Below are 23,653 nucleotides of genomic sequence, written 5' to 3' on the forward strand. Positions count from 1 at the left end.
TATTTTTGAAAGGAATGTTGTATAATATAATTAACGAACTTTTGTTCGGAGGGGTGGTTATGGGAACGATATTACATGTGGATTTAAACGCCTTTTATGCTTCTGTTGAACAGGCTAATGATTCAAGCCTTGCTAATCTTCCTATTGCAGTTGCTGGTGATAAGGAAAAAAGGAATGGCATCATACTTACAGCATCTTATGAGGCAAGGGCTTATGGTGTTAAAACTGGAATGACAATAAATGATGCTAAAAAATTATGTCCTGATATTATATTTGTAAAGCCTCACTTTAAAGAATATATGAAATACTCAATGAAGGTTATGGATATATTAAGAAGCTTTAGTCCTGATGTTGAGGTTTTTAGTATAGATGAGGCTTGGGTTGATGTTACTGGCTGTGAAAGGCTTTTTGGAAGTGGAGTTGAGATAGCGGATAAAATAAGATACATGATAAAAAAGGAGCTTAATATTACCGCAAGTGTAGGGGTATCTTATTGCAAACTTATGGCAAAAATAGCATCGGATCTTAAAAAGCCTGATGCTACAAGTATAATAAATAGGGAGGATGTACCAAAGATAGTATGGCCTCTTCCAGTTGAAGATTTAATTGGCGTTGGGAGAAAAATGAAGGTAAAGCTTAATGAAATAGGCATATTTACGATTGGAGATATTGCTAATACTCCTCAAAAAGTTCTGGAGCAAAAGTTTGGAAAGATTGGTAGATATCTTTGGTATTTTGCTAATGGTATAGATAATTCTAAAGTATCTTCAAGGGAAGATGAAATAAAAGGGATAGGCAATTCAATAACAACTCCAAGGGATATAAAAAGTTATGAAGAGGCAAGTGAAGTTTTAATGGTCCTTTGTGAGAGTGTTGGTAAAAGATTAAGAGATTGTGGACTTGAAGGGAACGTAGTTGAAGTGATGATAAAGACGAAGGATTTTAATACCTTTATAAGACAGAGGAAGATACATAATTATATTGATACTGCTTTTGATATACATAATGAAGCGATAAAACTTCTTTATGAGAACTGGGATGAGACGATTCCTTTAAGGCTTCTTGGAGTTAGGGTAACAGGCCTTAGACCATTGCAGGGGTTTAAGCAGATAAGTTTTTTTGAAGAGAAAAAGAAACTTAAAAATGAAAAGATTGAAAGGTGCATGGATAGCATAAGGGAAAAATACGGTTATAATTCTGTATTTAGGGCATCGCTTATGGTAAATGAGGTAAGAAACCTTGTAAATATAGTTAGCGATGAAGAATGGAAGCATAAGAATCCTTTTAATAAAGGAGGAGGAAGGCTTTGAAAATGGTAAGAGAAGTTGTTGATACTATGGTACTTTTTGAAAAATCCTCAGTAAATCCACTTGTAGTAACTTGCAGCCGGGGAACTTTTAGAGTAAATAGAGTAATTAAGATGTGGAAAGAGAGAAGGAGCCTTAGGGAGTGCTTTATATATCTTTGTCAGGTGGAAGGGAGAGAAAATCCTGTTGAGCTTAGATGGGATATTGAAAGCAACAAATGGTTTATTGAAAAACTTTAAAAATGCCACCCAAGTAGTAATGCTTGTTGCTACTTGGGTGGCATTTTTTATTCAATGACATCTTTAACGTATTTTGGCAATACGAAACATGCTTTGTGAAGCTCAGGAGTGTAGTATTTTGTATCGAGGTTTGGAATCTTTGAAGTATCAACTTGGGATGGATCATACTTTTTAGATCCTACTGTGAAGCTCCAGTATCCTCCAGGGTATGTAGGAATAGCTGCCATAAAAAGCTTTGTTATAGGGAATATTGATTTTGCATCATTAAATACTTTCTTTACAGTATCGGGAAGGAAAAATGGAGTTTCTGTCTGAGCTATGAATAACCCATCTTCAGTTAATGCTTCATATATATCCTTATAAAAGTTTCCTCCAAACAATCCTTCAGCTATGCTAAATGGATCTGTTGAATCAACAATGATTACATCAAATTCATTTTTGTGTTCTTTAACGTATTTTATGCCATCTCCAACGAAAATTTCGCAGCGCTTATCATCAAGAGCACAGCTGATTTCAGGAAGATATTTCTTGCATTCTATTATTACATCTTCATCGATTTCGCATAAAACTGCTTTTTCTACAGAAGGATGCTTTAGTATTTCTCTTATAGCTCCTCCGTCTCCTCCACCAACTACTAAAACCTTTTTAGGGTTAGGGTGAGTAAATAGAGGAATGTGAGTAATCATCTCATGGTATACGAATTCATCTTTTATTGTTGTTTGAACAATTCCATCAAGTACAAGCATTCTTCCAAAGGCTTCAGTATCTACTATAGCTAAATCTTGAAATTTAGTCTTTTTTCTAACTAAAGTTTCTTTTATTTTATAGGTCATTGCTGCGTTTTCAATTTGCATTTCCCTAAGCCACATTTCCATAAAGCATCTCTCCTTTCCAGATTCATATCAATCCCTTAATTCACATATTGCATTTTATCATTAAAAATAAAATAATACAATAGCAAAGGGGAGCATAACTTTATTATATTTAAGTCAATTAACTTTAAAAAGTAACCGGTCATGATTAAAAGTAGCCACAACGACGGCATGAAAAAGTTTGTGGTTTATAAAAGGTAACAGGAGGGACGGTTACTTATTATATTAAATAAATATAATATTTTATGGATGTCCCCCTAATTTTGCAGATATTGTGTATAAAATAAGTAACCGTCCCTTAGCTTGTACTTTTTTCCTTTTTTGTAAAGGTACATTTTCACACGAACCGTCCACAAAAAATGATTATTTCTTTTCTTTATTGACATATAATAATATAGATGATATTCTATTTTTGTATTAAATAGGTTTCTAATGTTAAGGGGGAGTAGCTGCCTTTTTAGGTGGTAAAGTCAACATGCTGGCATTTTGCCTGGCTTTACCTGACTTTGTCAAGTGAGACCTTTAACACAGTGGGTTCCCATTGTGTTAAGGTCTTTTATTTTTACTTTAAATTTAATACGAAGGAGGCTAATTTATGGCATTTTTGAAAACATTTCTACTTGTTTTAATTGCAGAAATTGGAGACAAAACTCAGCTTATGTGTATGGCCTTTGCAAGCAGATATAAGGTTAGAGATGTTGCCCTTGGAGTTGGAGTTGCAATATTTCTTTTAAATGGTATTGCAGTAGCTGTTGGAAGTTTATTAGGTTCTATAATACCTTTTAACTATATAAAGATAGTGGCAGCAATTTGCTTTATAGCCTTTGGGCTTTGGACTATAAAAGGTGAAGATGAGGATGAAGAGGATGTTGAGAAAAAAACCAATTTGGGTCCAGTTATAACAATAGCAGCTACTTTTTTTATTGCAGAACTTGGAGATAAAACTCAGCTTATGACATTAACCCTTGCTGCCAATTTTAAACAGCCTATTCTTGTACTATTAGGTTCAATCCTTGGAATGTTTGTAGCAGATAGCCTTGGAATTGTTGGAGCAGCATGGCTTAAAAAATATGTACCAGATGCGTTAATGAAATGGGCAACAGCAATAATATTTTTAGTATTTGGAATAATAACTTTGTATGAGGCAGTTCCTAAAAGCTATCAACGGATGCAGTATATATTACCTTTTATATTAGTTCTTGGAATACTTATCTATATAATTGGTTTTAAATATAATAAAAATCAAGAAACTCTTAAATAAAAAATGTATAGAATATAAAAATAGTGGGCATAATACTAAGTGGTATTCATGCCTTTTTTAATTTTTTATATAATATTAAAATAAAATTGAAGGAAAAAATTACAATATATAGAATATATAACTTATTATGGATTGGGGGGATGTAGATGTATTTAAAATTCAGTAAAAAAGATAATACTATCATAGTTATGATGTCGGGAGAACTTGATCATCACTCAGCAGAAAACGTGAGAATAAAGATTGACAACAAAATAGATGAATTTGGAAGCAAAAATCTTATTTTTGATTTTTCAGATGTTAATTTTATGGACAGCTCGGGAATTGGAATTATATTAGGCAGATATAAAAAAATCAATGAGTATGGAGGTAAGGTTGCAATTGTAAATCTTAAGCCTCACATAAAAAGGGTTTTTGAACTTGGGGGTCTTTTTAAAATAATAAAAGAATATGAAAGCGTTGAAGAAGCTATTTCAAATTTTTAAGGGGGATGTACTATGAATCATAATGAGATAAAAGTTGAGTTTCCAAGCAAATCACAAAATGAAGCTTTTGCAAGGGTTGTTGTTGCAGCTTTTGCTTCACAGCTTGATCCTACGATTGAGGAGCTTGCTGATGTAAAAACAGCAGTTTCGGAAGCTGTTACTAATGCAATAATACATGGCTATGAAAATACAATAGGTACAGTTACTATAAAATGCAGCATAGATGGAAGAAAGTTGACGGTAGAGGTAATAGATTATGGAAAGGGAATAGAGGATGTACAGCTTGCAAGGCAACCTCTTTATACATCAAGGCCGGAGCTTGAAAGATCGGGTATGGGATTTACTGTTATGGAAACTTTTATGGATACCCTTGAGGTGGAATCTAAGTTAGGTGAAGGAACAAGAGTCATAATGACTAAAGAGTTCAAATCTGCATAACCTGGGGGAATAGCTATGAAAAGTAATGAGCCAGATAGCAATAGAATTCCAAATCAAGAGGAGATAATGGAACTTGTAAAGAAAAGCCAGATGGGAGATAAAGAGGCTCAAGATAAACTTGTAAGAGCAAATATTGGTTTGGTTTCTGTTATAGTTAAAAAATTTTTAAACCGTGGATATGAATATGAAGATCTTTTTCAAATAGGATGTATAGGACTTATAAAGGCAATAAAGAATTTTAAAAGTGATTTTAATGTTAAGTTCTCTACTTATGCTGTTCCAATGATAATGGGAGAGATAAAGAGATTCGTAAGGGATGATGGAATAATAAAAGTTAGTAGGAACATGAAAGAGACTGCAAGAAAGGTAAAAATTGCAAAGGAGAAGCTTGTTAAAGAGTATGGTAGGGAAGTTACTATTGAAGAGATATCAAAAGAACTTAGTATAACATCAGAAGATGTTATACTAAGCCTTGAAAGTTTAAATGCCCCTGAATATCTTTATGAAACAATTCATCAGGACGATGGCTCTCCAGTGCTTTTAATTGATAAATTAAGTGAAGAAAAGGATTATGGTTCTGATGTTACAGATAAGGTGGCTCTAAAGGAGATAATAAATACTTTAGAGCCAAGGGCAAGGCAAATAATAATACTGAGATATTTTAAAGATATGACTCAAAGTCAAATAGCAGAAATACTTGGAATATCTCAAGTACAAGTTTCAAGAATTGAAAAGAAGGTACTTGATTATATGAGAAAAACGATGACCTATTAAACCACAGCTTTGGCTGTGGTTTTTTGTATTAAATAAGCATTTTTATGGGAAACTATAGATAGTGGAGGTGGTTTTATGTTTTACAAGTCAAAGAGGCAAGATATTTCTAATATAAAACAAATAGAAGACAAAAATTCAAGATATGATTATGGTAAGGTAAAGGTAGATTTAGCATCGGGGTTGGTTGGGGATAATGAAAAAATTAGGGATAGCAGGTGATACTATGGAAAAAAAGTTAGAGAAAAGATTAAGTGAAGAGTTTAAAAATATGGTAGATAAAAATAATCCTGAGTCTTCTATTATAAAAGATTGTATTTATGCCTTTGTAATAGGAGGTCTTATATGCGATGTTGGACAATTTTTTATGAATTTATTTCTATCCCTTGGAGTACCACAAGAAAATGTAGGATATTATGTTGCTACTGTGATGGTATTTCTTGGGGCATTTTTAACTGGTTTAGGAATTTATGATAATATTGCAAAATACGCAGGAGCAGGTACAATAGTGCCTATTACAGGTTTTGCAAATTCTATTGTTTCGCCTGCAATGGAGTTTAAAAGGGAAGGATATATACTTGGAGTAGGCGCAAGGATGTTTATAATTGCAGGGCCTGTACTTGTATATGGCATTTCTTCCTCAGTAATTGTTGGAATAATATATTATTTCATAAAGTATTTTGCAAAATGAGGTGAAAAGATGGCTGTAAAAAAAATTGGTGTTCAAACTATAAAGTTTTATAATCCACCATCTATAATAGAAACAGCTACAATAACTGGTTCTAAAGAAGGGCAAGGACCTCTTGGAGAGTATTTTGATGTTGTTTTAAGTGATGATTTATACGGTGAAAAATCTTGGGAAAAGGCAGAAAGTAAGATGACGAGGGAAGCAGTAAAGCTTGCTATAAATAAAGCAAATCTTCACCCAGAAGATATAGATTATATGTTTTCAGGAGATCTTTTAAATCAAATAATATCATCAAGTTTTGCAGCAAGGGAACTTCAGATACCTTTCTTTGGACTTTATGGTGCCTGTTCTACAATGACAGAATCATTAAGCCTTTCTGCTATAGTTATAGATGGTGGATATGCAGATTATGTAATTGCTGCAACATCAAGTCATTTTGCATCTGCAGAAAGACAGTACAGATTTCCTCTTGAATATGGGGGACAAAGGCCTCCAACATCACAGTGGACAGTTACAGGGGCAGGTGCAGCTCTTTTATCATCTAAAGGTGATGGCCCATATATAACTTATGCTACTACTGGAAGAGTATTAGATTTTGGGGTTAAGGATGCCAATAACATGGGAGCAGCTATGGCACCTGCAGCTGCTGATACAATATTAAGGCATTTTAAAGATACAGGATTTAAACCTTCAGATTATGACCTTATTATAACTGGGGATCTTGGCAAAGTTGGCAAGGAGCTTGCAGTTGAGCTTGTTAAAAAAGGAGGTTATGATATTTCAGGCATTTATACAGACTGTGGAGTTGAGATATATGATCTTTCTGATCAAGATGTTCATGCAGGAGCGAGTGGATGCGGTTGTTCAGCTGTTGTGTTTTGTGGATATCTTTACAGGGCATTAAAAGAAGGTAAATTTAAAAAGATACTCCTAATATCAACGGGTGCATTGCTTAGTCCAACAAGCAGCCAACAGGGAGAGTCTATTCCTGGCATAGCTCATGCAGTTACAATTGAAAGGAGTGTATGATATGGATTATATTAGGGCCTTTATAGTTGGAGGCTTTATTTGTGTAATAGGACAAATACTTATGGATAAAACTAAACTAACTCCTGCAAGAATACTTGTTGCCTTTGTAACTTTAGGAGTTATACTTGGAGCACTTGGGTTTTATGAGCCTCTTGTAAAATATGGTAAAGCAGGTGCTACAGTTCCTCTCCCTGGATTTGGCTATTCACTTGCTAAAGGAGCTTTTAAAGGAGTAGATGAGTATGGGCTTATAGGGGCTTTTACAGGAGGTGTTACAGGTACTGCAGCAGGGATTGCAGCAGCGGTATTTTTTGGTTATATAATGGCTATAATATTTAGTCCTAAAATGAAAAAATAGGAGTATAAATTATGAAAAGAAAAGTTATATTAGTTACTGATGGAGATTTATGTGCTAAAAAGGCAGTTGAAATTGCAACTGCTAATATAGGAGGAAGGTGTATATCAAGGTCAGCAGGTAATCCTACACTCCTTAGTGGGGAGGAGATAGTTGAATATATAAAACAGGCAAAAAATGATCCTGTTGTTGTAATGGTTGATGACAGAGGAAATACAAACAAAGGGAGTGGGGAGGAGGCAATGGAATATATTTTAAAATGTGATGATATAGAAGTATTAGGTGTTATTGCTGTGGCATCTAATACAAATGGAGTTACTGGCATAAAAGTTGATTACTCTATAGATAGAAATGGTAAAGTAACTAAAAATGCAGTAGACAAACATGGAATTGAAAAAAAAGATAAGATTGTAAAAGGAGATACAGTTGATGTACTAAATAAAGTTAAGGTACCTTTAATAATAGGAATAGGAGATATAGGGAAAATGGATGGATATGATGATACCGATATTGGTGCTCCTATAATTACAAAAGCTATGGAAATGATATTAGAGAATAGAAAAAATATAGAATAAGAAAAGAAATAATTTGAAATTTATTATTAGGGCATTTGCCCTTTTTATATTTAGTTTACTTGTTATTTAAATCATAGATTCATATTGACTTGAAGTTAACTCAAAGTGTTATAATACTATATTGGGGTATATAATATGTAGTTCTAATGAGTTTTTTGTGTTCTTGTGAAAAAAAGTTTAAAAATGGAGAACATTATTTAGAAATAGAAGCATTTAAAATGGTATTTTGCAATAAATCAAGGTAGGATAGGGGGAAGTAATGTTGTTGTTTAGGGAAATATCTATAAAGGATAAGGAGCTTTTTAAGAATATTGAATATATAAGTTCAGATTATGTATTTTCATATATTTATATGTACAGTGAGCTATACAAATTAAAAATATATCATGATGATAGGACAATAATTATACACTCAGGAGCTCAAAAGCCCTCTTTCTATATGCCCTTGGGTGATACGGAATATGGTATAAAACTTATTTTAAAATACTGTCAAAGGCAAAAGATTAAACCTCATTTTACAAAGATACCAGTTAGCCATATTGAAATATTTAAAGCTATGAATTTTAAAATAAAGGAAGATAGAAATTCATTTGACTACATTTACTCTAACTTGGCTTTATCTACTTATGAAGGTCCGAAGTTTCAAAAGCAGAGGAACAATGTTGCAAATTATCTAAAAACAAATACTCCAATTTATAGCTGTGATATAGTTAATAACATTGAAAAATGTAAAGAATTTACACTGAAATACTATGCTGGAACTGATGTTGTGCAGCCTACTTTAAAAATACTTGATTGTATAGAGGAGTTTAATTTAAAGGGAGGCATAGTATGGAATGGCAGCGATATTAATGCATACAATATATATGAAATAATATCTGACAATATGGCCATTTCCCATGTAGAACTTACTAATAATAGCCACAGGGGAGTTCATGCATATATGATAAATGAGATGTCTAAAAATATGGATGTTGAATTTATTAACAAGGAGGATGATATGGGCTTACCCGGACTTAGAAGGTTTAAAGAGAGGTACAATCCTTATGCTCTTCTTGTAAAGTATTCTGCATATCCTAATTTTCATCTATAGAATAAAAAGGAAGGTAAACCTTCCTTTTTATAATGAAATTAAATATACATCTGATCCCAATATCTTATCATTTTTGAGCCCCATTTTACATCTATTGATGGCAGTGGTAAGTTATAAGCTAACTTTAAAGATAATTCTAACATATTTACGCCTGCACCAAGGTTAGCAACCAATGAACCTGATACCCTAGGGTTTATTTCGATTAGCTTTGGTTTACCGTCCTGTGCATATTTAAACTGTATATTTATATTATAAGAAAGGTTTAAAGCTTTAATTATTCTTTTTGATATATCAATTATTTCCTCATTCTTTTCTATAATAGATTTAACTGCTACTCCCATAGATGTTTCTACTCTACGTCGGGGAATAGTAACAATTGTTTCGCCATCTTTACAAACACAATCCACACTATATTCATCGCCTGGCAAGTATTCCATAACGAGAATATCTGGAATATCATTGTAATGTTTCAAGTAACTTTTTAACATTTTCCAAGATATTTTAGTGTTTAGCCCTTCGTTTAAAATATCAACCTTTTCATCTGTTATTATATAGAATCCTTTACTACCTTCAGAAGATGCAGGCTTCATACATACTGTTTTGTCAGGATACCCAAGGTTTTGTATAGCTTTTTCAATTTCATCCAATGTAGATACACATATATATTCAGGTATGAAATCGCAACAAGCAAAATAATCATATAAGGCTTTCTTGTTATTTGCAATACTAAGCTTTTCAGTATCAGGTGTTACTATTATTTTTACTCCTAATTTATCAAATATTGGAATGTTTTTTGATAATGGAACTAATTCATCACCGTATTGTGGTATTAAAGTAGTAATTCTTTCATTTTGACAAATAACTTTTATTTTTTCTATATAATCTGGGGCTTCTCCATTAGGTACTATATATTTCTTATCAGATATTGAAAAGCCTAAGGAATTTTTATTTTTCCTATCAGCTGTAACTATATCTATATTAATATCATTAATATTCTTTAGCATTTTTAAGTCCGATATTGTGCCCATACTGTCTGATATTGTCCATAATACTTTTAAGTTCATAGAATTTCCTCCAAAATGTATGTTTAAAGTAAAAGCAGGGATTTGGCAAGAAACTCTTATAATAGTCTATTTCTTGACAAATCCCAACTGTAATCATAATAAAACCATTTACTTTTTTGCTTTTATAGTCCTATGGTGTGGCAATTGGTGTTCCAGATTCATTAATTTGATTAATAAGTTCTGTCGGGAGTACGTAAGGATCATCTAAAAGGGTAGCCCTTGATTTTGCATCCCTTTTAATAAATACTTTTCTACTGATATATTCTGAAGGCGTATCCCAAGATGCAAGTTTACCAGTTCTAATATCTATATCTGCAGTTGTATGAATGTCACATATTTCAACAGGTTGAGTTCCATCGATGAATAGCTCACTTCTTATTCTTGAACCTCTTGGATCTTGTGCACATATATCAGAGGGAGCCTTTCCTGAATCTATACATATTTCACTTTTTACTATTCCAGATGGAACTTGGAAATCAACTACATCAAGATTTTTGTGAACTTGTTTCATTATGTCTCCCCACATTCTTGCAGCAAGAGAACTTGTAAGATTTGTAACTTTAACCTTTGGCTGATCATGACCTATCCATATTGCACCGGAATAGTAAGGAGTAAATCCACAGAACCATGCATTTGTGTTGTCGCTTGCAGTACCTGTTTTACCTGCAGCAGGCATTGCACCAAGGTTTGCTGATGCTCCTGTTCCACCAGCTGATAAAACTCCTTTTAACATATCAGTCATTATATATGCAGCTTGGGGAGATAAAGACTTCGACTGTTCAGAAGTCTTCTCAAGTATTACATCTCCATTCCTATCAGTTACTTTTGTATACATTATTGGTTCAGAATAAATTCCTCCATTTCCGAATACACCATAGGCTGCAGCCATCTCATAAGGAGTAACTCCTTCTGTCATACCTCCAAGTGCCATTGCTGCTGTATTTTTATCATCATTTTTAATGGTTGTTATATGAAATTTATTTTGAAGATAATTGATTGATGTGTTAACACCAACTTGAAGCTGAAGTTTTACAGCAACAAGGTTAACTGAGTGCTTTATAGCATCTCGTATTGTAATATATCCTCTGAATTTACCATCTGCGTTTTTAGGATCCCAGCCCTTATTTGCTTTAACAAAGTCCGATGGCATAGGAGAATCTTCTATTACAGTTCCTGCCGTTGCAAGCTTTGTATCTATAGCAGGACCATATACTGCAAGAGGTTTTATTGAAGAACCGGGCTGTCTTGCAACTTCTGTTGCTCTATTTAGTGACATTAGATCATGGGCACCACGCCCTCCTACAATAGCCCTTACTTCTCCAGATTTGTAATCAAATATAACAGCTGCTGCCTGAGGTTGCACAATTGATTTTGATTTACCATCAGCTGAATAATATTGTAAGTCTTTGCTAAGCTTAAGATTGCTATAGTATTTGTCATTATCTATAACTGATTGGGCAACCTCTTGTATATTTGTGTCAATTGTTAAATAAATATTATATCCACCTATTCTAAGCTTTTGCTTTGCTTCACTTTCAGTCATACCGTATTTTTCGGCAAAGTCCTTTGCAATCTGTTCTATTGCAGGTTCAATAAACCACTGGTATTTCATAGACATTGCTGTTTGTTTGCTTTGAAATTTGAGCTTATAATTTAATGCTGAATCATATTCATCCTTTGTAATATATCCAAGTTCAAGCATCTTTGAAAGCACAGTTTTCTGTCTATCTAAAAGATCCTTTGGGTTTTCGGTATTTTTCTTGCTATAGGGGTTATATTTAGATGGGTTTTGAGTAATTCCTGCAAGCAATGAACACTCTGCAAGATTAAGCTGGCTTACATCTTTCCCAAAGTAAAGCATAGAAGCAGCCTGTACACCCCAAGTATTATTTCCAAGAAGTATTGTATTAAGGTAAGCTTCAAGTATTTGTTCTTTGCTTAATTGCCTTTCAAGTTGTATTGCAAGATAAGCTTCCTGAATCTTTCTTGTTATATTCTTTTTAGGTGATAAAGCATAGTTTTTAATTAGCTGTTGAGTTATTGTAGATGCTCCCTGAGCCTTTGACATAGTTTTTATATCATACCATAGTGCTCCAAATATTCTTTTTATATCAATTCCATGGTGAGTCCAAAACCTTTCGTCTTCAATAGCAACAAATGCATTTTGAAGATTCTTAGGTATCTGCTTTAATGGTACTACATTTCTGTTTTCACTTCCTGAAAAATCCTCGATATATTTTCCATTCATGTCATATATCTTGCTGCTTTGCTTTAAATTGTTTATTATATCTGTATTTAATGTAGGAGCTGATTTAAGTACAGCAATTACAGCACCTGTTGCAGCAGCTGTTGATAACAGGATGATTATTAATATAATAATGAGGAATTTTTTACCAATACCAGAGCCTTTTTTCTTTACTTTTTTTCTCTTTCTTCTGCTTTCCTGTTCCATAATTGACCTCCTTTAAGTATGGTTGTACAAATATAAGGCCCTATAGCTTTTTTATACATTATATCATATTTTATAAATAATAAAAAATTCTTTGGTATATTAAACCATATTATTCTGTAACAAAACCTATTTTTAAAGCATAAAATAATAAGAAGGGGGGATTTTATGAATGCACCCTTTAAAAAGAGAAAAATTAAAAGTATAGCATTTTTAATTATTATATTTGCATTCATATTATTTATATTCTATAAGCTCGATAAAGAGCTTAAGCCTGTCATGATGGCTCTTTGTGATGCAGAGGCAAGAATAATTGCAATGGAAACTATAAACGGTACAATAAGAGAAGAATTTGGGAGTAAAATATCTTATGATGATATTATGAATATAAAGACCGATAAGGATGGGAATATCGTTATGATACAGGCAAATACTGTAGAACTAAACAGGATAGGTTCAGATGTAGCCTTATCGGTACAAAAAAGGATACAAAGTATAGGAGTAAGGGGAGTCAAAATTCCCCTTGGGGTTCTTGCTAAAAACGATTTATTTGCATACTATGGTCCTAAAATTACCTTTAAAATGCAGCCTGTAGGTTCAGTTGTTACAAGCTATCGTTCAGAGTTTCAGGCAGCAGGTATAAACCAGACAAGACATATTGTTTATCTTGATGTTACCTCAACTATTCAAGTTGTAATACCTCTTGCAAGGAATGTGGTAACAGTAACCTCTAATATACCAATAGCTGAAAGCATAATCGTTGGAAAGGTTCCTAACACTTATGCAAACATAGAAGGAACCAAATTAGATGATATTATAAAAAAATAAAGCCATTTAGGCTTTATTTTTCTTCCCAGTTGAATATATAAGGCTTATTTCTATAATAATCTCCATAGTTAAGTCCATATCCGACAACGAAAACGTCTGGAATAGTAAAACATTTATAGTCTGGAACAATATCTACTTTTCTTCTTTCAGGTTTATCTAAAAGTACACAGCATTTTATACTGTTTGGATTATACTTTTTAAGGTATTCCTTTACGAATTTCATAGTAATTCCTGTATCTATTATATCGTCAACTATTAAAACATCATATCCTTCTATATTATCTGAAACATCTTGTACTACTTTAACGGTACCTGATGATGTTTCGCTGTGGCCATAGCTTGAAGTAGCCATAAAACCAATCATTAAGGGAATGTCTATTTTTCTAACAAGGTCAGCAGTAAATATAAAACTACCACGAAGTAATGATAATATATAAAGCTTTTGTTTTTATAGTCTTCTGATATTGTTTTAGCAACTTCTACTATTTTTTCAGATATTTCATCAGCTGATATAAGTATGTTTTCTTTTTTACCTTCCATTAATCCTACTCCCTTCATTTTGCCTTTGCTTAAAATTAGGATAAAATATTGATGGTATTTTGTCAACAATTAAGAATTGGATTTTAGATTTGATTCATTGTATAATTAAATGCAACAGGTAAAAAATATTTAAACCATAGTGAAAATCATGTATGATATAGGTGACAAATCCAAACATACAGGAGGTTTTCACTATGGTTCATAAAAATAATTATAACACACCTATACGTTCTTTTAAACATCTGAAATCTTATGAACGTGGAGAAATTTTTGCCTTGCTTAAAGAAGGTAAAAGTATTCGTTATATTGCTAAAAAATTAGGACGAAGTCCAAGTACTATAAGCCGTGAAATTAAACGTGGTACTGTATCACAATTAAAAAGTGATTTATCTTATTATTCAAGTTATTTCCCTGAAACTGGGCAAGCTGTCTATAAAAATCACCGCTCAAATTGCGGAGCAAAAATTAAATTGGCTAAAGTAGAAACCTTTATAAAATTTGCAGAAGAAAAAATCCGTAAAAATAATTGGTCTGTTGATACTGTCGTTGGTTATTGCAAAACTGATCCTTCTTGGAAAGATGAGTTCATTGTTTCAACTAAGACCTTATATAACTATATTGATAGAGGATTTTTATCTATACGTAATATAGATTTACCTTTAAAAACACATTTAAAACCTAAAAAGAAAAGAATTAGGGAGAACAAACGCCTTTTAGGTAAAAGTATTGATTTAAGGCCTGAACAAATTAATTCTCGTCAAGAATTTGGACATTGGGAAATAGATACTGTTATAGGTAAAAAATCAGGCGATAAAGCTCTTTTAACTTTAACAGAACGTAAATCCCGTTATGAAATAATAATGCTTTTAGATAATAAAGATGCTAAGTCTGTTGATGATTCTATAAAGAGACTTATGGAAGTATATAAGGATAATTTTAAAAAGATTTTCAAGAGTATTACGGCAGATAATGGAGTTGAATTTAGTAATTTACAATTCATTCTTAAAAAATATGATGTTGAGGTATATTATACCCATCCCTTTTCTTCTTTTGAAAGAGGAACTAACGAACGACATAATGGTCTTATACGTCGTTTTATCCCTAAGGGAAAGAGTATAAAGGATATATCTATTGATACCATTAAAAGAATTCAAAATTGGATGAATACACTCCCACGAAAATTACTAAATTACAAAACTCCTGAAAAATTTTTTACGAGGAATTATTAAAAATAGCCTAAATCATATTATGAATATTGTAGATGCCACTTGTGGTATGTCAAGGGTAAAGCTACGCCTGCTACGCAGCCCTTGACATACCCCTGCGTGACATATAGATTGATAATTAAGATGGATTTAAGGCTATTTTGACTATTTTTAGTCCTTATACTACATGATTTTTCACAGAGTGTTGCATTTATTATTGCAATTTAAGTGGATTTTAGATTTTTTAAGCATGTTGTATAATATAAATGCAAAGGAGATGATGCTATGATAAGAGGAAATATTGAGGGAATTAAAAAGATATACATTGAGGAACTTGAAAAACTTTATGAGGTTGAATGTGATAAAAATCTTTTAGTGCCTTTTGATATAATGAATGTAATATGCAGAATATCTTCTGAAATAAACAGAGAGATATCTGTATATATAAACAGAAGGGGAAAGGTTATAGACGTTGGTATAGGAGATAGTGGGACTGTTAGTCTTGAAGCACTTTCAGAAAAAAGAAACGAATTAGGACTTTCAGGTATAAGATGTATTCATACTCATCCATCAGGTGAGGCTATGCTATCATCTGTTGATGTTACAGCACTTATAAGCATGAGGTTTGATTGTATGGTAGCAATAAATACTGCCGATGATAAGCCCTTTGAGTTTTCCTTTGGATATTTAAAAACTCAGGAAGGTAAAGTGAAGGATGAAGTTTTTATTGAGGGTCCATATCCTGCAAATCAAATTGAATGTGTAGACGTTATTGATATGATTCAAAACATAGAGAAAGGCTTATATGACAAGGTACATGTACTTGAAAGTGATAAAAAAGAAAGGGTAATTCTTGTTGGAGTAGCAAGTAATGACCTATATACTCCTGAAGAGTCGTTAAATGAACTTGAGGAACTTGCCAAAACTGCAGGAGCACATGTTGTATATAAGGCAATTCAAAATAGGGATAAAATTGATGCTGCATATTATATAGGTAGTGGCAAAGCAAGGGAAATAGCTCTTTTAAGGCAGAGCCTTATGGCTGATACCATAATATTTGATGATGAACTAAGTGGTGCTCAGGTAAGGAATTTAGAAGAGATTATAGGATGTAAAGTAATTGATAGAACAACTTTAATACTTGACATCTTTGCTCAAAGGGCTGTTTCAAGAGAAGGTAAAATACAGGTTGAACTTGCACAGCTAAAATACAGATTACCAAGGCTCATAGGACTTGGTGGGGTTTTATCAAGAACAGGAGGAGGAATAGGAACAAGGGGACCAGGAGAGAAGAAGCTTGAAATAGACAGAAGACATATTAAAAACAGGATATATGATCTTGAAAAGGAACTTGAAGATATAAAGAAAACAAGAAGCCTTCAAAGAGAAAGAAGAAAATCTAACGAAATCCCTGTTGTATCCTTTGCTGGGTATACTAATGCAGGGAAGTCAACTTTAAGAAATAAGCTTTGTGAGTTATTTGGTATTGATAAGGAAAAAGTACTTGAAGCTGATATGCTTTTTGCTACTCTTGATACAACAACAAGGCTTGTAAAGCTTCCATCAGGCAAGGATGTTCTTTTATCGGATACTGTTGGATTTATAAGAAAGCTTCCCCATGAACTAATTGAGGCTTTTAAATCAACTCTTGAAGAGGTTATATATAGTGATGTTATAGTTCATGTTGTAGATGCATCTAATAAAAATGCCCAGGCACAAATTGAAACTGTGAATTCAGTATTAAATGAAATAGGTGCAGGTAATAAAAAAGTAATACTTGCATTTAATAAGATTGATGTAACAGATAAAGATACTATTTCATTTTTAAGAAGCAAATACAGCGATGGAATTGAAATATCAGCAGTAAAAGCAATTAATCTTGACCTTCTTCTTCAAAGGATAGAGGATGAGGTTTATAAAGAATTTATTAAAGCAAGGCTTTTTATTCCCTATAGCGATACAAAAGTAATATCTTATCTACATGACAACAATTGTGTTGAAAAGGAAGAATATAAAGAGGATGGGATATATGTTGATATTAAAACTACAAAGGATGTATTTGGAAGAGTAAAAAATTATTCAATAAATACTATTTTAAATTAAAAAGTTCTTGACTGTTTTTGAAAGAGTATATATAATAATAGATGTTCAAGATAATGATGCCGAGTCGCCAAGTGGTAAGGCACCTGACTCTGGATCAGGCACTCCGTGGGTTCGAGTCCTACCTCGGCAGCCATTAGAAGACGGCTTTTAGCCGTCCTTTTTTATTCTCTTTTTAGTATTTTTATTACAGTTATAAAAGATGAAAAATATATTACTGTATAGAATGAAAGAATTATATATGTTAAAATAGATGTGAAATAAAAAAAATCTTTAAAGTTTTTTACATCATGATAAGCGAAGGCTTTTCTTATTGCAGATATATCATCATTTTTAATTAATGATTTTCCTGTCATATATATAGTTTTGGATATTCCAAGTAAATCACAAATTGTTGGTGCAATGTCAGTTTGATTTATGCTGTTTTTAGGTTTACTTAGCTGTATATTATCAAGATAACTGCTAATGATTATAAAAGGTGTATTAACACAATCTTCACATTCATCACCATGTCCACCTTCATTTTTGTGGCCATGGTCGGAAGTAATTATCATAGTATAGTTATCATTTTTTATTAAATCCCAGGTTTTTTTTATGCTTAAATCAATGCTCTTTGTAGCCTCTATATACTCTAAAGATTTTGCACCATACCTATGACCTGCAGTATCTACTTTCATAGGATGAATTACAATAAAGTCTGGTTTATAATTTTTGATAAATTCTTCTGCTATACTAAAGGTTAAGCCATCATTAAAATAATAAAAATATTCATAATCTATAAATAAGGGATAAAGTTCTTTGATCCAATAATAGGAAGAGCAGGAAGTAGTAAGTTTTTTTAATTTACAAAGGTAAAATAGATTTGGGGTTAAAGATAATATTTTATTTTCATTACTTGAAATACCGTTTATTGAAGTTTCACTTCCTGTTAAAATTCTTTCATATCCAGGACGTGAATAGGATGGTATACCTGATATGGACTTATATAAAAGAGCTTTCTTATTTTTAATACAATAAGAAATAAATTGCATATATGGGACGTAGTCATATCTTAGTCCATCAACAATAATAAGACATACTTTATTTTTTGAGGGAACAGGGGCGGTTTTTAGGTTATACAGGCTTCCTTCATAGTTGAATATTGAAGTAGAGGTAATATAAAGATATAATGCAAAACAAATAGAATAAAATTTTACTGTCATTATACCATCTCCATATTTATAATATTTGCAAAAGCAGATTAAATATGAGAATGATAGAATAATTATTTGTTAACAGATTTTGTAATAACTTATGTTAAAGTCCTTTAATAATATGACTTGATTAGTATGGAGGATAAATAACATGAATAATAAATATATACCTGAAATAAAAACTTCCCTTAGAAGTCATATAATAGAAGTGCCTTCAATTATAAGAGAGGCAAGCGGTATAATTATATTTGGTAAGAGAATAAAATCCCTTGTATTTACAACTGATGTTGCAATAATAAGAAATACTAATGCTGATGCAGTAATTGCAGTATATCCATTTACTCCTCAACCTATAATAACCCATTCTATTATGACGGCAGCTAATGTTCCTGTATTTTGTGGAGTAGGTGGGGGAATAACAACTGGCAAAAGGGTTGTAAACCTTGCACTTGATGCTGAATTTCAAGGTGCAATAGGAGTTGTTGTAAATGCTCCAACTCTTAATGAAACAATAAAGGCAATGAAAAAAGCGATTGATATACCTATTGTAGTAACTGTTGTTTCTGAAAATGAAGATTTTAAGGCAAGAATTGAAGCAGGGGCTTCAATATTTAATGTGTCTGGAGCCAAAAACACACCAAAGATTGTAAGAAAAATAAGAGAGCAATTTCCAGAGGTTCCTATAATAGCAACAGGAGGAACAACTGAAGAAAGCATAAGAGAAACAATAATGGCGGGGGCCAATGCTATTTCTTATACCCCTCCAACAACTGCTGATATATTTAAAGAGATTATGGAAAGGTATAGAAGGACATTTTGATTAATAAATGTATTAAATAATCATTAACTGAATATATTATTTATATAATATATCAGCAGGAGATTTAAAATGAGTAAAAAAATATTGACTTTTACAATTATTCTATTGCTTTTGTTTGTAGTTCCAGCTTATGCTCACAAACCTATATTTGAAATAAAGGATTTGAATTTTGCTAATCCTTCGGTTGTACCAAACCATATAATCTCCTATGCTATATATGGACAGCTTCAAACAAAACAGGATGTAGATTTTGTAAAGTTCAATGCAAAAGAAAAAGACACTTTTTTCATACAAATGACAATACCAGTTATAAAAGGTAATGAGGATTTTAAGCCTTACATTGCATTAATAGGTAAAGGAATTAAGGAAAAGGCAGTGCTCCCCTTTACGTTACCAGAAAGTTATGGAGCTATAGTTCTTCCTCCAGGGCAAAGGGAATATTTTTATGAAAAATTTACCCAAACTGCTTATTATAAAGCCCAGAGCATAAGAGGTGAAATACCTGAAAGTGGAGACTATTATGTAGCTATATATTCTTACGATAGAGGAGGAAAGTATGCTCTTGCGATTGGTGAGAAGGAAAAGTTTGGTATAATCGATATACTTTCATTTCCTTATATATATTTAAGAGTAAAATATTTTTTTAGCCCAGGTAAAACTCTACTATTGATTGCGGGAATTATAGTAGTTGTAGCTGCAATTATAAAGATTATTAAACGAAGGAGATGAAGATATGTATATCTGTCCTGTTTGCAATGGGCTTTACGACTATGTAAAAAATTGCAGCTTATGTGGAGGAAAGATGGAGTTACTTGATAGGGTTGAGAATTATTATGATGATTATTCGCCATATCTTAGCTACCAGCTGACAGATTTAAATGATGGAGATTCAGCTAATATTTGTTCACATTATTGTATATGTCCTTTTTGTGGGAACAAAGAGGTTGTTAAAATAAGAAATATAGAAGAATAGCTGGCACAATTTCTGTGCCATTTTTATTATATTTGTTTGTAATTGAGATTTTAATTTGATATAATAAAATTTAATTTAATTGGAAACGGGGTGGTGAGAGTGCTAAATGTTAAAGAATATCAAGAGGCATATTCTATAGTTGAAGAAAAATTAAAGAAGAACAAAAGCGTTGTTGCTGTCGTAGTTTATGGAAGTATTATTTATGGAGATATATGGGAGGAGTCTGATATAGACTTTTTAGTCATAACAAAGGAGCAAAACAAAGCTCAAAGTATCTACAGCAAAGTTAATGGAGTACCAATACATATAAATTATATATCAAAAGATGTATTTATTGATTCCTATAAAAGTATATTAAAAGGAGGAACATTTCACAAGACCTTTTTTGCAGGAAGGCTTGTGTATTGTGTTGATAAAGATATAAAAAATATACATCTATCGGCTAAATTTTATAGGGATAGGGACAGAGATATAAGAAATATAGAAATACTTTCAAATCTTTTAACAAGTATTCATTATACTAAAAAGTATAAAGTTGTAGGGAAAATTGAAACATCATATCAGTGGAGTTTTGAAATTTTAAAAAATTATGCAAGGCTTTTAATGAGTATGAAAGGGCATATAACTGATAAGGATATATTATCTTTAGCAGTAAATATGAACAGTGAAATAGATGAACTGTTTAACTTTATTAATACAAATTCTTCAGTTAAGGAAAAGATTGATAGAATGCTTTATGTTTCAGAGAAGTTTATAGATTTAAATATCGAAAATATATCAATTCCTATAATTGAATATCTTAAGGATAAAAAGGAACCATGTTCTATTGAAGATATTAAGGCAAATAAAGATTTTAAACATATAGATGGAGATTTAAATTTGCTTCTTGAAGCTTTATGTGCAAAGAACATTATTAAGCAAACTACAAGGCATTATACCACCTATGGAGAGGAATATTTAATTGATGAGTTGGTTTATTATGTGGAATAATATTTGTTAGTATCTTAAAATTTGTTGTATAATAAATATGGACTAAGTTAAGCCATATAAAGGGGAGGGGTATAATGGGAAAGATTAAAATAATTGCTGATAGTGCTTGTGATTTGGATTTGGATTACCTAAATGAACTTGATGTGTATATGATACCTATGACAGTTAATTTTGGTCAAGAGGAATTTAAGGATAGGGTTACTATAACTACAAAAGAATTCTACGATAAACTTGATAAGTTTGATGGCCTTCCTAAAACTTCGCAAATTCCTCCAGCTGTATTTACTGATGAATTTAAAAAATTCTTAGATGAAGGATATCATATAATTTCAATATCTTTCTCCTCAAGGCTTAGTGGTACTTATCAATCATCCTGTGTAGCAAAGGATTTAATTGGAAGTGATGATATTACTCTTATAGATTCTAAAGGAGCATCTGTTGGGTATGGGCTCATAGTTAGAGAAGCTGCCCTTATGGTAAAGCAAGGGAAAAGCGTAGATGAAATTGTAGAAAGAGTAATATATATGAGAGATAGAATGGAACATATATTTGCAGTAGGGCATCTTGATATGCTTAAAAAGGGAGGAAGAATTTCTACTTCTCAGGCAGTTATAGGAACTCTTCTTAATGTTAAACCTATTTTGCAATTTGATGACGGTTATATTGTTCCCTATGATAAAGTCAGGGGAGAAAAGGCTGTTATTAAAAAGATGATAGATACAATGAAAGAAAGAGGGTATAACTTAGAAAATCAAGTTATAGGCATGAACTTTGCACGAGATAAAGAGCTTTGTATGCAGCTAAAGGAAGAGATTGAAAAAACTTTTGGTGCTAAAGAGTTTGTTATATCGGAAATTGGTGCTGCAATAGGAAGCCATGTTGGAAGTGGGACAACATCAGTATTCTTTTTAAGAAAATAGAGCTGGAAACAGCTCTTTTTTACTATAAAATAAGAAAATAGGGTGATTTTTATGAAAATCTATGAATCGATTGAAATTGATAAAAATTCTGATGAACCTTTATATCTTCAGGTTTATGAAGCTATAAAAAATCTAATAGAAAATGGAGCATTTAAAGCAGATGAAAAGCTACCAGCTATAAGGGAACTGTCTAAAAAGCTTGAAGTAAATAATATAACTATAGTTAATGCATATAAGCTTCTTGAGCAAAAAGGATATGCCTATTCAAAGGTAGGGAGTGGTACCTTTGTTAGAGGAAACAAAAAAGATGATATATATATAAATGATGATCGAAAAGTTAATTTTAGCCATATTAGAACTCCATATAAAGTAGATTTTTCATCTATGAATATTGAATCTGAGCTTTTTCCTGTAGATGACTTTAAAGAGGTTTTAAATGAAGTTCTTGATAGAGATAGAGGATTAGCTTTTGCTTATCAGGAATCACAAGGTTATTATCCATTGAGAGAAAGCATAAGGCAGTATTTAAAGGATAATGATATCCCATGTGATTTTAATAATATACATGTGATATCTGGAGCTCAGCAGGGGATAGATATTATATCAAAATCATTACTTAGTTTTAATGATACTATTGTTGTTGAAAGTCCTACCTATACAGGGGCAGTTGCTGCTTTTAAATCAAGAGGTGCCAGTATAATAGAAGTTCCTATTGAAGAGGATGGAATTAATATAAAAGAGCTTGAGCAAGTTTTAAAATCATGTAATCCAAAGCTTATATATATTATGTCAAATTATCAAAATCCTACGGGTATTTCATATAGCCAATCGAAAAAGCTTCAGCTTCTTTATTTAGCACAAAAATATAACACCTATATATTAGAGGATGATTATTTGTCGGAGCTTAAGTTTTATGGTGAAAAAAATCCATCAATAAAGGCTATGGATGCCAAGGAAAGAGTTATATACCTAAAGAGTTTTTCAAAAATATTTATGCCAGGGATAAGGCTTGCATTTTTAATAACTCCATCATATATTACCAAAAAGGTTACAGCTGTAAAATATAATACGGATATATCTACATCAAGTTTAATTCAAAGAGCCTTCGATTTATATTTAAGAAAAGGTAAGTGGCAGAATCATTTAAATAAAATGTGGAGTATATATAAAGGAAGATATGATGTACTTGTAAATAATTTAAAATATGAAACACCCTTTGTTGAATTTAAAGAGCCAATGGGTGGTATACATATTTGGGCAAAAACTGATGTTGACTCTATTATTCTATCAAGCTTAGCAAAGGAAAAAGGCCTTTTAATCTCTCCAGGAAGGATTTTTTATATGGACGAGAGAGATACTGAATATTTTAGAATAAGTTTTGCCTGTGCCGATGAAGAAAAAATAGAAGAGGCCATTAAAATTTTAAAGGAATCCTATTATGATGTTAAAAATAAAGTTTAG

General features: G+C 32.0%; 25 protein-coding genes, 1 tRNA gene, 1 pseudogene and 1 riboswitch. Of the genes and pseudogenes, 22 read left to right on the forward strand and 5 right to left on the reverse strand.

All coding sequences use genetic code 11. The features are described from left to right. Nucleotides 1–59: 59 nt before the first annotated feature. Nucleotides 60–1,310 carry a DNA polymerase IV gene (gene dinB / locus FDN13_RS11170; protein WP_138980453.1) on the forward strand — a complete coding sequence of 417 codons (1,251 nt, stop codon included), beginning with the start codon at nt 60–62 and terminating at the stop codon, nt 1,308–1,310. Then, entirely contained in the window at nt 1,307–1,546 is a 240-nt protein-coding gene (locus FDN13_RS11175) for a hypothetical protein (RefSeq protein ID WP_138980455.1), read from the forward strand. Before dinB ends, FDN13_RS11175 begins: the two co-directional genes overlap by 4 nt. A gap of 47 nt (nt 1,547–1,593) precedes the next feature. Here the strand turns inward: FDN13_RS11175 and speE are convergent, their stop codons facing one another. Beyond that, the gene (gene speE / locus FDN13_RS11180) at nt 1,594–2,421 is read right to left on the reverse strand and encodes a polyamine aminopropyltransferase (RefSeq protein WP_138980457.1); all 828 of its coding nucleotides are present in this window, start codon (nt 2,419–2,421) and stop codon (nt 1,594–1,596) included. 425 nt (nt 2,422–2,846) lie between these two features. Then, nucleotides 2,847–2,973, forward strand: a riboswitch (yybP-ykoY riboswitch). A 40-nt stretch (nt 2,974–3,013) separates the two neighbouring features. On the opposite strand from speE, the gene FDN13_RS11185 reads away from it, so the two are divergent. The 10 genes from FDN13_RS11185 to FDN13_RS11225 all read left to right on the forward strand — a co-directional run bounded on the left by FDN13_RS11185 (nt 3,014) and on the right by FDN13_RS11225 (nt 9,110). Continuing rightward, nucleotides 3,014–3,679, forward strand: coding sequence for a TMEM165/GDT1 family protein (locus FDN13_RS11185; RefSeq protein WP_138980459.1), 666 nt, complete (start codon nt 3,014–3,016; stop codon nt 3,677–3,679). Nucleotides 3,680–3,825: 146 nt separating this feature from the next. Beyond that, nucleotides 3,826–4,161, forward strand: coding sequence for an anti-sigma F factor antagonist (gene spoIIAA, locus FDN13_RS11190; protein WP_138980462.1), 336 nt, complete (start codon nt 3,826–3,828; stop codon nt 4,159–4,161). Nucleotides 4,162–4,173: 12 nt separating this feature from the next. Further along, complete coding sequence (spoIIAB, locus tag FDN13_RS11195; RefSeq protein WP_138980464.1) at nt 4,174–4,599, forward strand: anti-sigma F factor; 426 nt, start codon at nt 4,174–4,176, stop codon at nt 4,597–4,599. A 15-nt stretch (nt 4,600–4,614) separates the two neighbouring features. Continuing rightward, the gene (sigF, locus tag FDN13_RS11200; RefSeq protein ID WP_138980465.1) at nt 4,615–5,373 is read left to right on the forward strand and encodes an RNA polymerase sporulation sigma factor SigF; all 759 of its coding nucleotides are present in this window, start codon (nt 4,615–4,617) and stop codon (nt 5,371–5,373) included. A gap of 75 nt (nt 5,374–5,448) precedes the next feature. Then, complete coding sequence (locus tag FDN13_RS14260; protein WP_168190152.1) at nt 5,449–5,592, forward strand: hypothetical protein; 144 nt, start codon at nt 5,449–5,451, stop codon at nt 5,590–5,592. A gap of 4 nt (nt 5,593–5,596) precedes the next feature. Further along, nucleotides 5,597–6,061, forward strand: coding sequence for a stage V sporulation protein AC (gene spoVAC / locus FDN13_RS11205; RefSeq protein WP_138980466.1), 465 nt, complete (start codon nt 5,597–5,599; stop codon nt 6,059–6,061). A 9-nt stretch (nt 6,062–6,070) separates the two neighbouring features. Beyond that, nucleotides 6,071–7,087, forward strand: a complete 1,017-nt coding sequence (gene spoVAD, locus FDN13_RS11210) for a stage V sporulation protein AD (RefSeq protein WP_138980467.1) — start codon at nt 6,071–6,073, stop codon at nt 7,085–7,087. A gap of 1 nt (nt 7,088) precedes the next feature. Next, complete coding sequence (gene spoVAE / locus FDN13_RS11215) at nt 7,089–7,445, forward strand: stage V sporulation protein AE (protein ID WP_138980468.1); 357 nt, start codon at nt 7,089–7,091, stop codon at nt 7,443–7,445. Between the two features lie 11 nt (nt 7,446–7,456). After that, nucleotides 7,457–8,017: a stage V sporulation protein AE gene (locus tag FDN13_RS11220; RefSeq protein WP_207670884.1), complete on the forward strand. Its 561-nt coding sequence runs from the start codon at nt 7,457–7,459 to the stop codon at nt 8,015–8,017. A 259-nt stretch (nt 8,018–8,276) separates the two neighbouring features. Beyond that, nucleotides 8,277–9,110 (forward strand): phosphatidylglycerol lysyltransferase domain-containing protein, encoded by an 834-nt coding sequence (locus FDN13_RS11225; RefSeq protein WP_138980470.1) that lies wholly within the window; start codon nt 8,277–8,279, stop codon nt 9,108–9,110. 38 nt (nt 9,111–9,148) lie between these two features. On the opposite strand, the gene FDN13_RS11230 is transcribed toward FDN13_RS11225, so the two are convergent. Together FDN13_RS11230 and FDN13_RS11235 are read right to left on the reverse strand one after the other, a co-directional pair. Further along, entirely contained in the window at nt 9,149–10,174 is a 1,026-nt protein-coding gene (locus FDN13_RS11230) for an ATP-grasp domain-containing protein (RefSeq protein WP_138980471.1), read from the reverse strand. Between the two features lie 130 nt (nt 10,175–10,304). Further along, nucleotides 10,305–12,626, reverse strand: coding sequence for a transglycosylase domain-containing protein (locus tag FDN13_RS11235; RefSeq protein ID WP_138980472.1), 2,322 nt, complete (start codon nt 12,624–12,626; stop codon nt 10,305–10,307). 165 nt (nt 12,627–12,791) lie between these two features. Here FDN13_RS11235 and yunB point away from each other — a divergent pair, with 165 nt between their 5' ends. Then, on the forward strand, nt 12,792–13,451 hold the full coding sequence (gene yunB, locus FDN13_RS11240) for a sporulation protein YunB (protein ID WP_138980473.1): 660 nt from the start codon (nt 12,792–12,794) through the stop codon (nt 13,449–13,451). A gap of 13 nt (nt 13,452–13,464) precedes the next feature. Here yunB and hpt read toward each other — a convergent pair. After that, nucleotides 13,465–13,991, reverse strand: a pseudogene (gene hpt, locus FDN13_RS11245) (hypoxanthine phosphoribosyltransferase). A 194-nt stretch (nt 13,992–14,185) separates the two neighbouring features. Between hpt and FDN13_RS11250 the strand changes: the two are divergent. The 3 genes from FDN13_RS11250 (at nt 14,186) to FDN13_RS11260 (ending at nt 17,432) form a co-directional block, all read left to right on the forward strand. Then, entirely contained in the window at nt 14,186–15,220 is a 1,035-nt protein-coding gene (locus FDN13_RS11250; protein ID WP_138980474.1) for an IS30 family transposase, read from the forward strand. Between the two features lie 261 nt (nt 15,221–15,481). Continuing rightward, nucleotides 15,482–17,299 (forward strand): GTPase HflX, encoded by a 1,818-nt coding sequence (gene hflX, locus FDN13_RS11255; RefSeq protein WP_138980475.1) that lies wholly within the window; start codon nt 15,482–15,484, stop codon nt 17,297–17,299. A gap of 57 nt (nt 17,300–17,356) precedes the next feature. Next, nucleotides 17,357–17,432, forward strand: a tRNA-Gln gene (locus FDN13_RS11260). Nucleotides 17,433–17,460: 28 nt separating this feature from the next. Here the strand turns inward: FDN13_RS11260 and FDN13_RS11265 are convergent. Further along, nucleotides 17,461–18,498: an alkaline phosphatase family protein gene (locus FDN13_RS11265; protein WP_138980476.1), complete on the reverse strand. Its 1,038-nt coding sequence runs from the start codon at nt 18,496–18,498 to the stop codon at nt 17,461–17,463. A 142-nt stretch (nt 18,499–18,640) separates the two neighbouring features. Between FDN13_RS11265 and FDN13_RS11270 the strand changes: the two genes are divergently transcribed. The 6 genes from FDN13_RS11270 to FDN13_RS11295 all read left to right on the forward strand — a co-directional run bounded on the left by FDN13_RS11270 (nt 18,641) and on the right by FDN13_RS11295 (nt 23,653). After that, the gene (locus FDN13_RS11270) at nt 18,641–19,309 is read left to right on the forward strand and encodes a hydrolase (RefSeq protein ID WP_138980477.1); all 669 of its coding nucleotides are present in this window, start codon (nt 18,641–18,643) and stop codon (nt 19,307–19,309) included. Nucleotides 19,310–19,378: 69 nt separating this feature from the next. Then, nucleotides 19,379–20,038: a hypothetical protein gene (locus FDN13_RS11275; protein WP_138980478.1), complete on the forward strand. Its 660-nt coding sequence runs from the start codon at nt 19,379–19,381 to the stop codon at nt 20,036–20,038. Between the two features lie 4 nt (nt 20,039–20,042). Beyond that, nucleotides 20,043–20,282: a hypothetical protein gene (locus FDN13_RS11280; protein WP_138980479.1), complete on the forward strand. Its 240-nt coding sequence runs from the start codon at nt 20,043–20,045 to the stop codon at nt 20,280–20,282. A 99-nt stretch (nt 20,283–20,381) separates the two neighbouring features. After that, nucleotides 20,382–21,272 carry a nucleotidyltransferase domain-containing protein gene (locus FDN13_RS11285; RefSeq protein WP_168190153.1) on the forward strand — a complete coding sequence of 297 codons (891 nt, stop codon included), beginning with the start codon at nt 20,382–20,384 and terminating at the stop codon, nt 21,270–21,272. Nucleotides 21,273–21,346: 74 nt separating this feature from the next. Further along, complete coding sequence (locus FDN13_RS11290; protein WP_138980481.1) at nt 21,347–22,192, forward strand: DegV family protein; 846 nt, start codon at nt 21,347–21,349, stop codon at nt 22,190–22,192. Between the two features lie 51 nt (nt 22,193–22,243). Continuing rightward, the gene (locus FDN13_RS11295) at nt 22,244–23,653 is read left to right on the forward strand and encodes a PLP-dependent aminotransferase family protein (protein ID WP_138980482.1); all 1,410 of its coding nucleotides are present in this window, start codon (nt 22,244–22,246) and stop codon (nt 23,651–23,653) included.

This window comes from Caloramator sp. E03 (genome assembly GCF_006016075.1).
GTDB lineage: Bacteria > Bacillota > Clostridia > Clostridiales > Caloramatoraceae > Caloramator_B.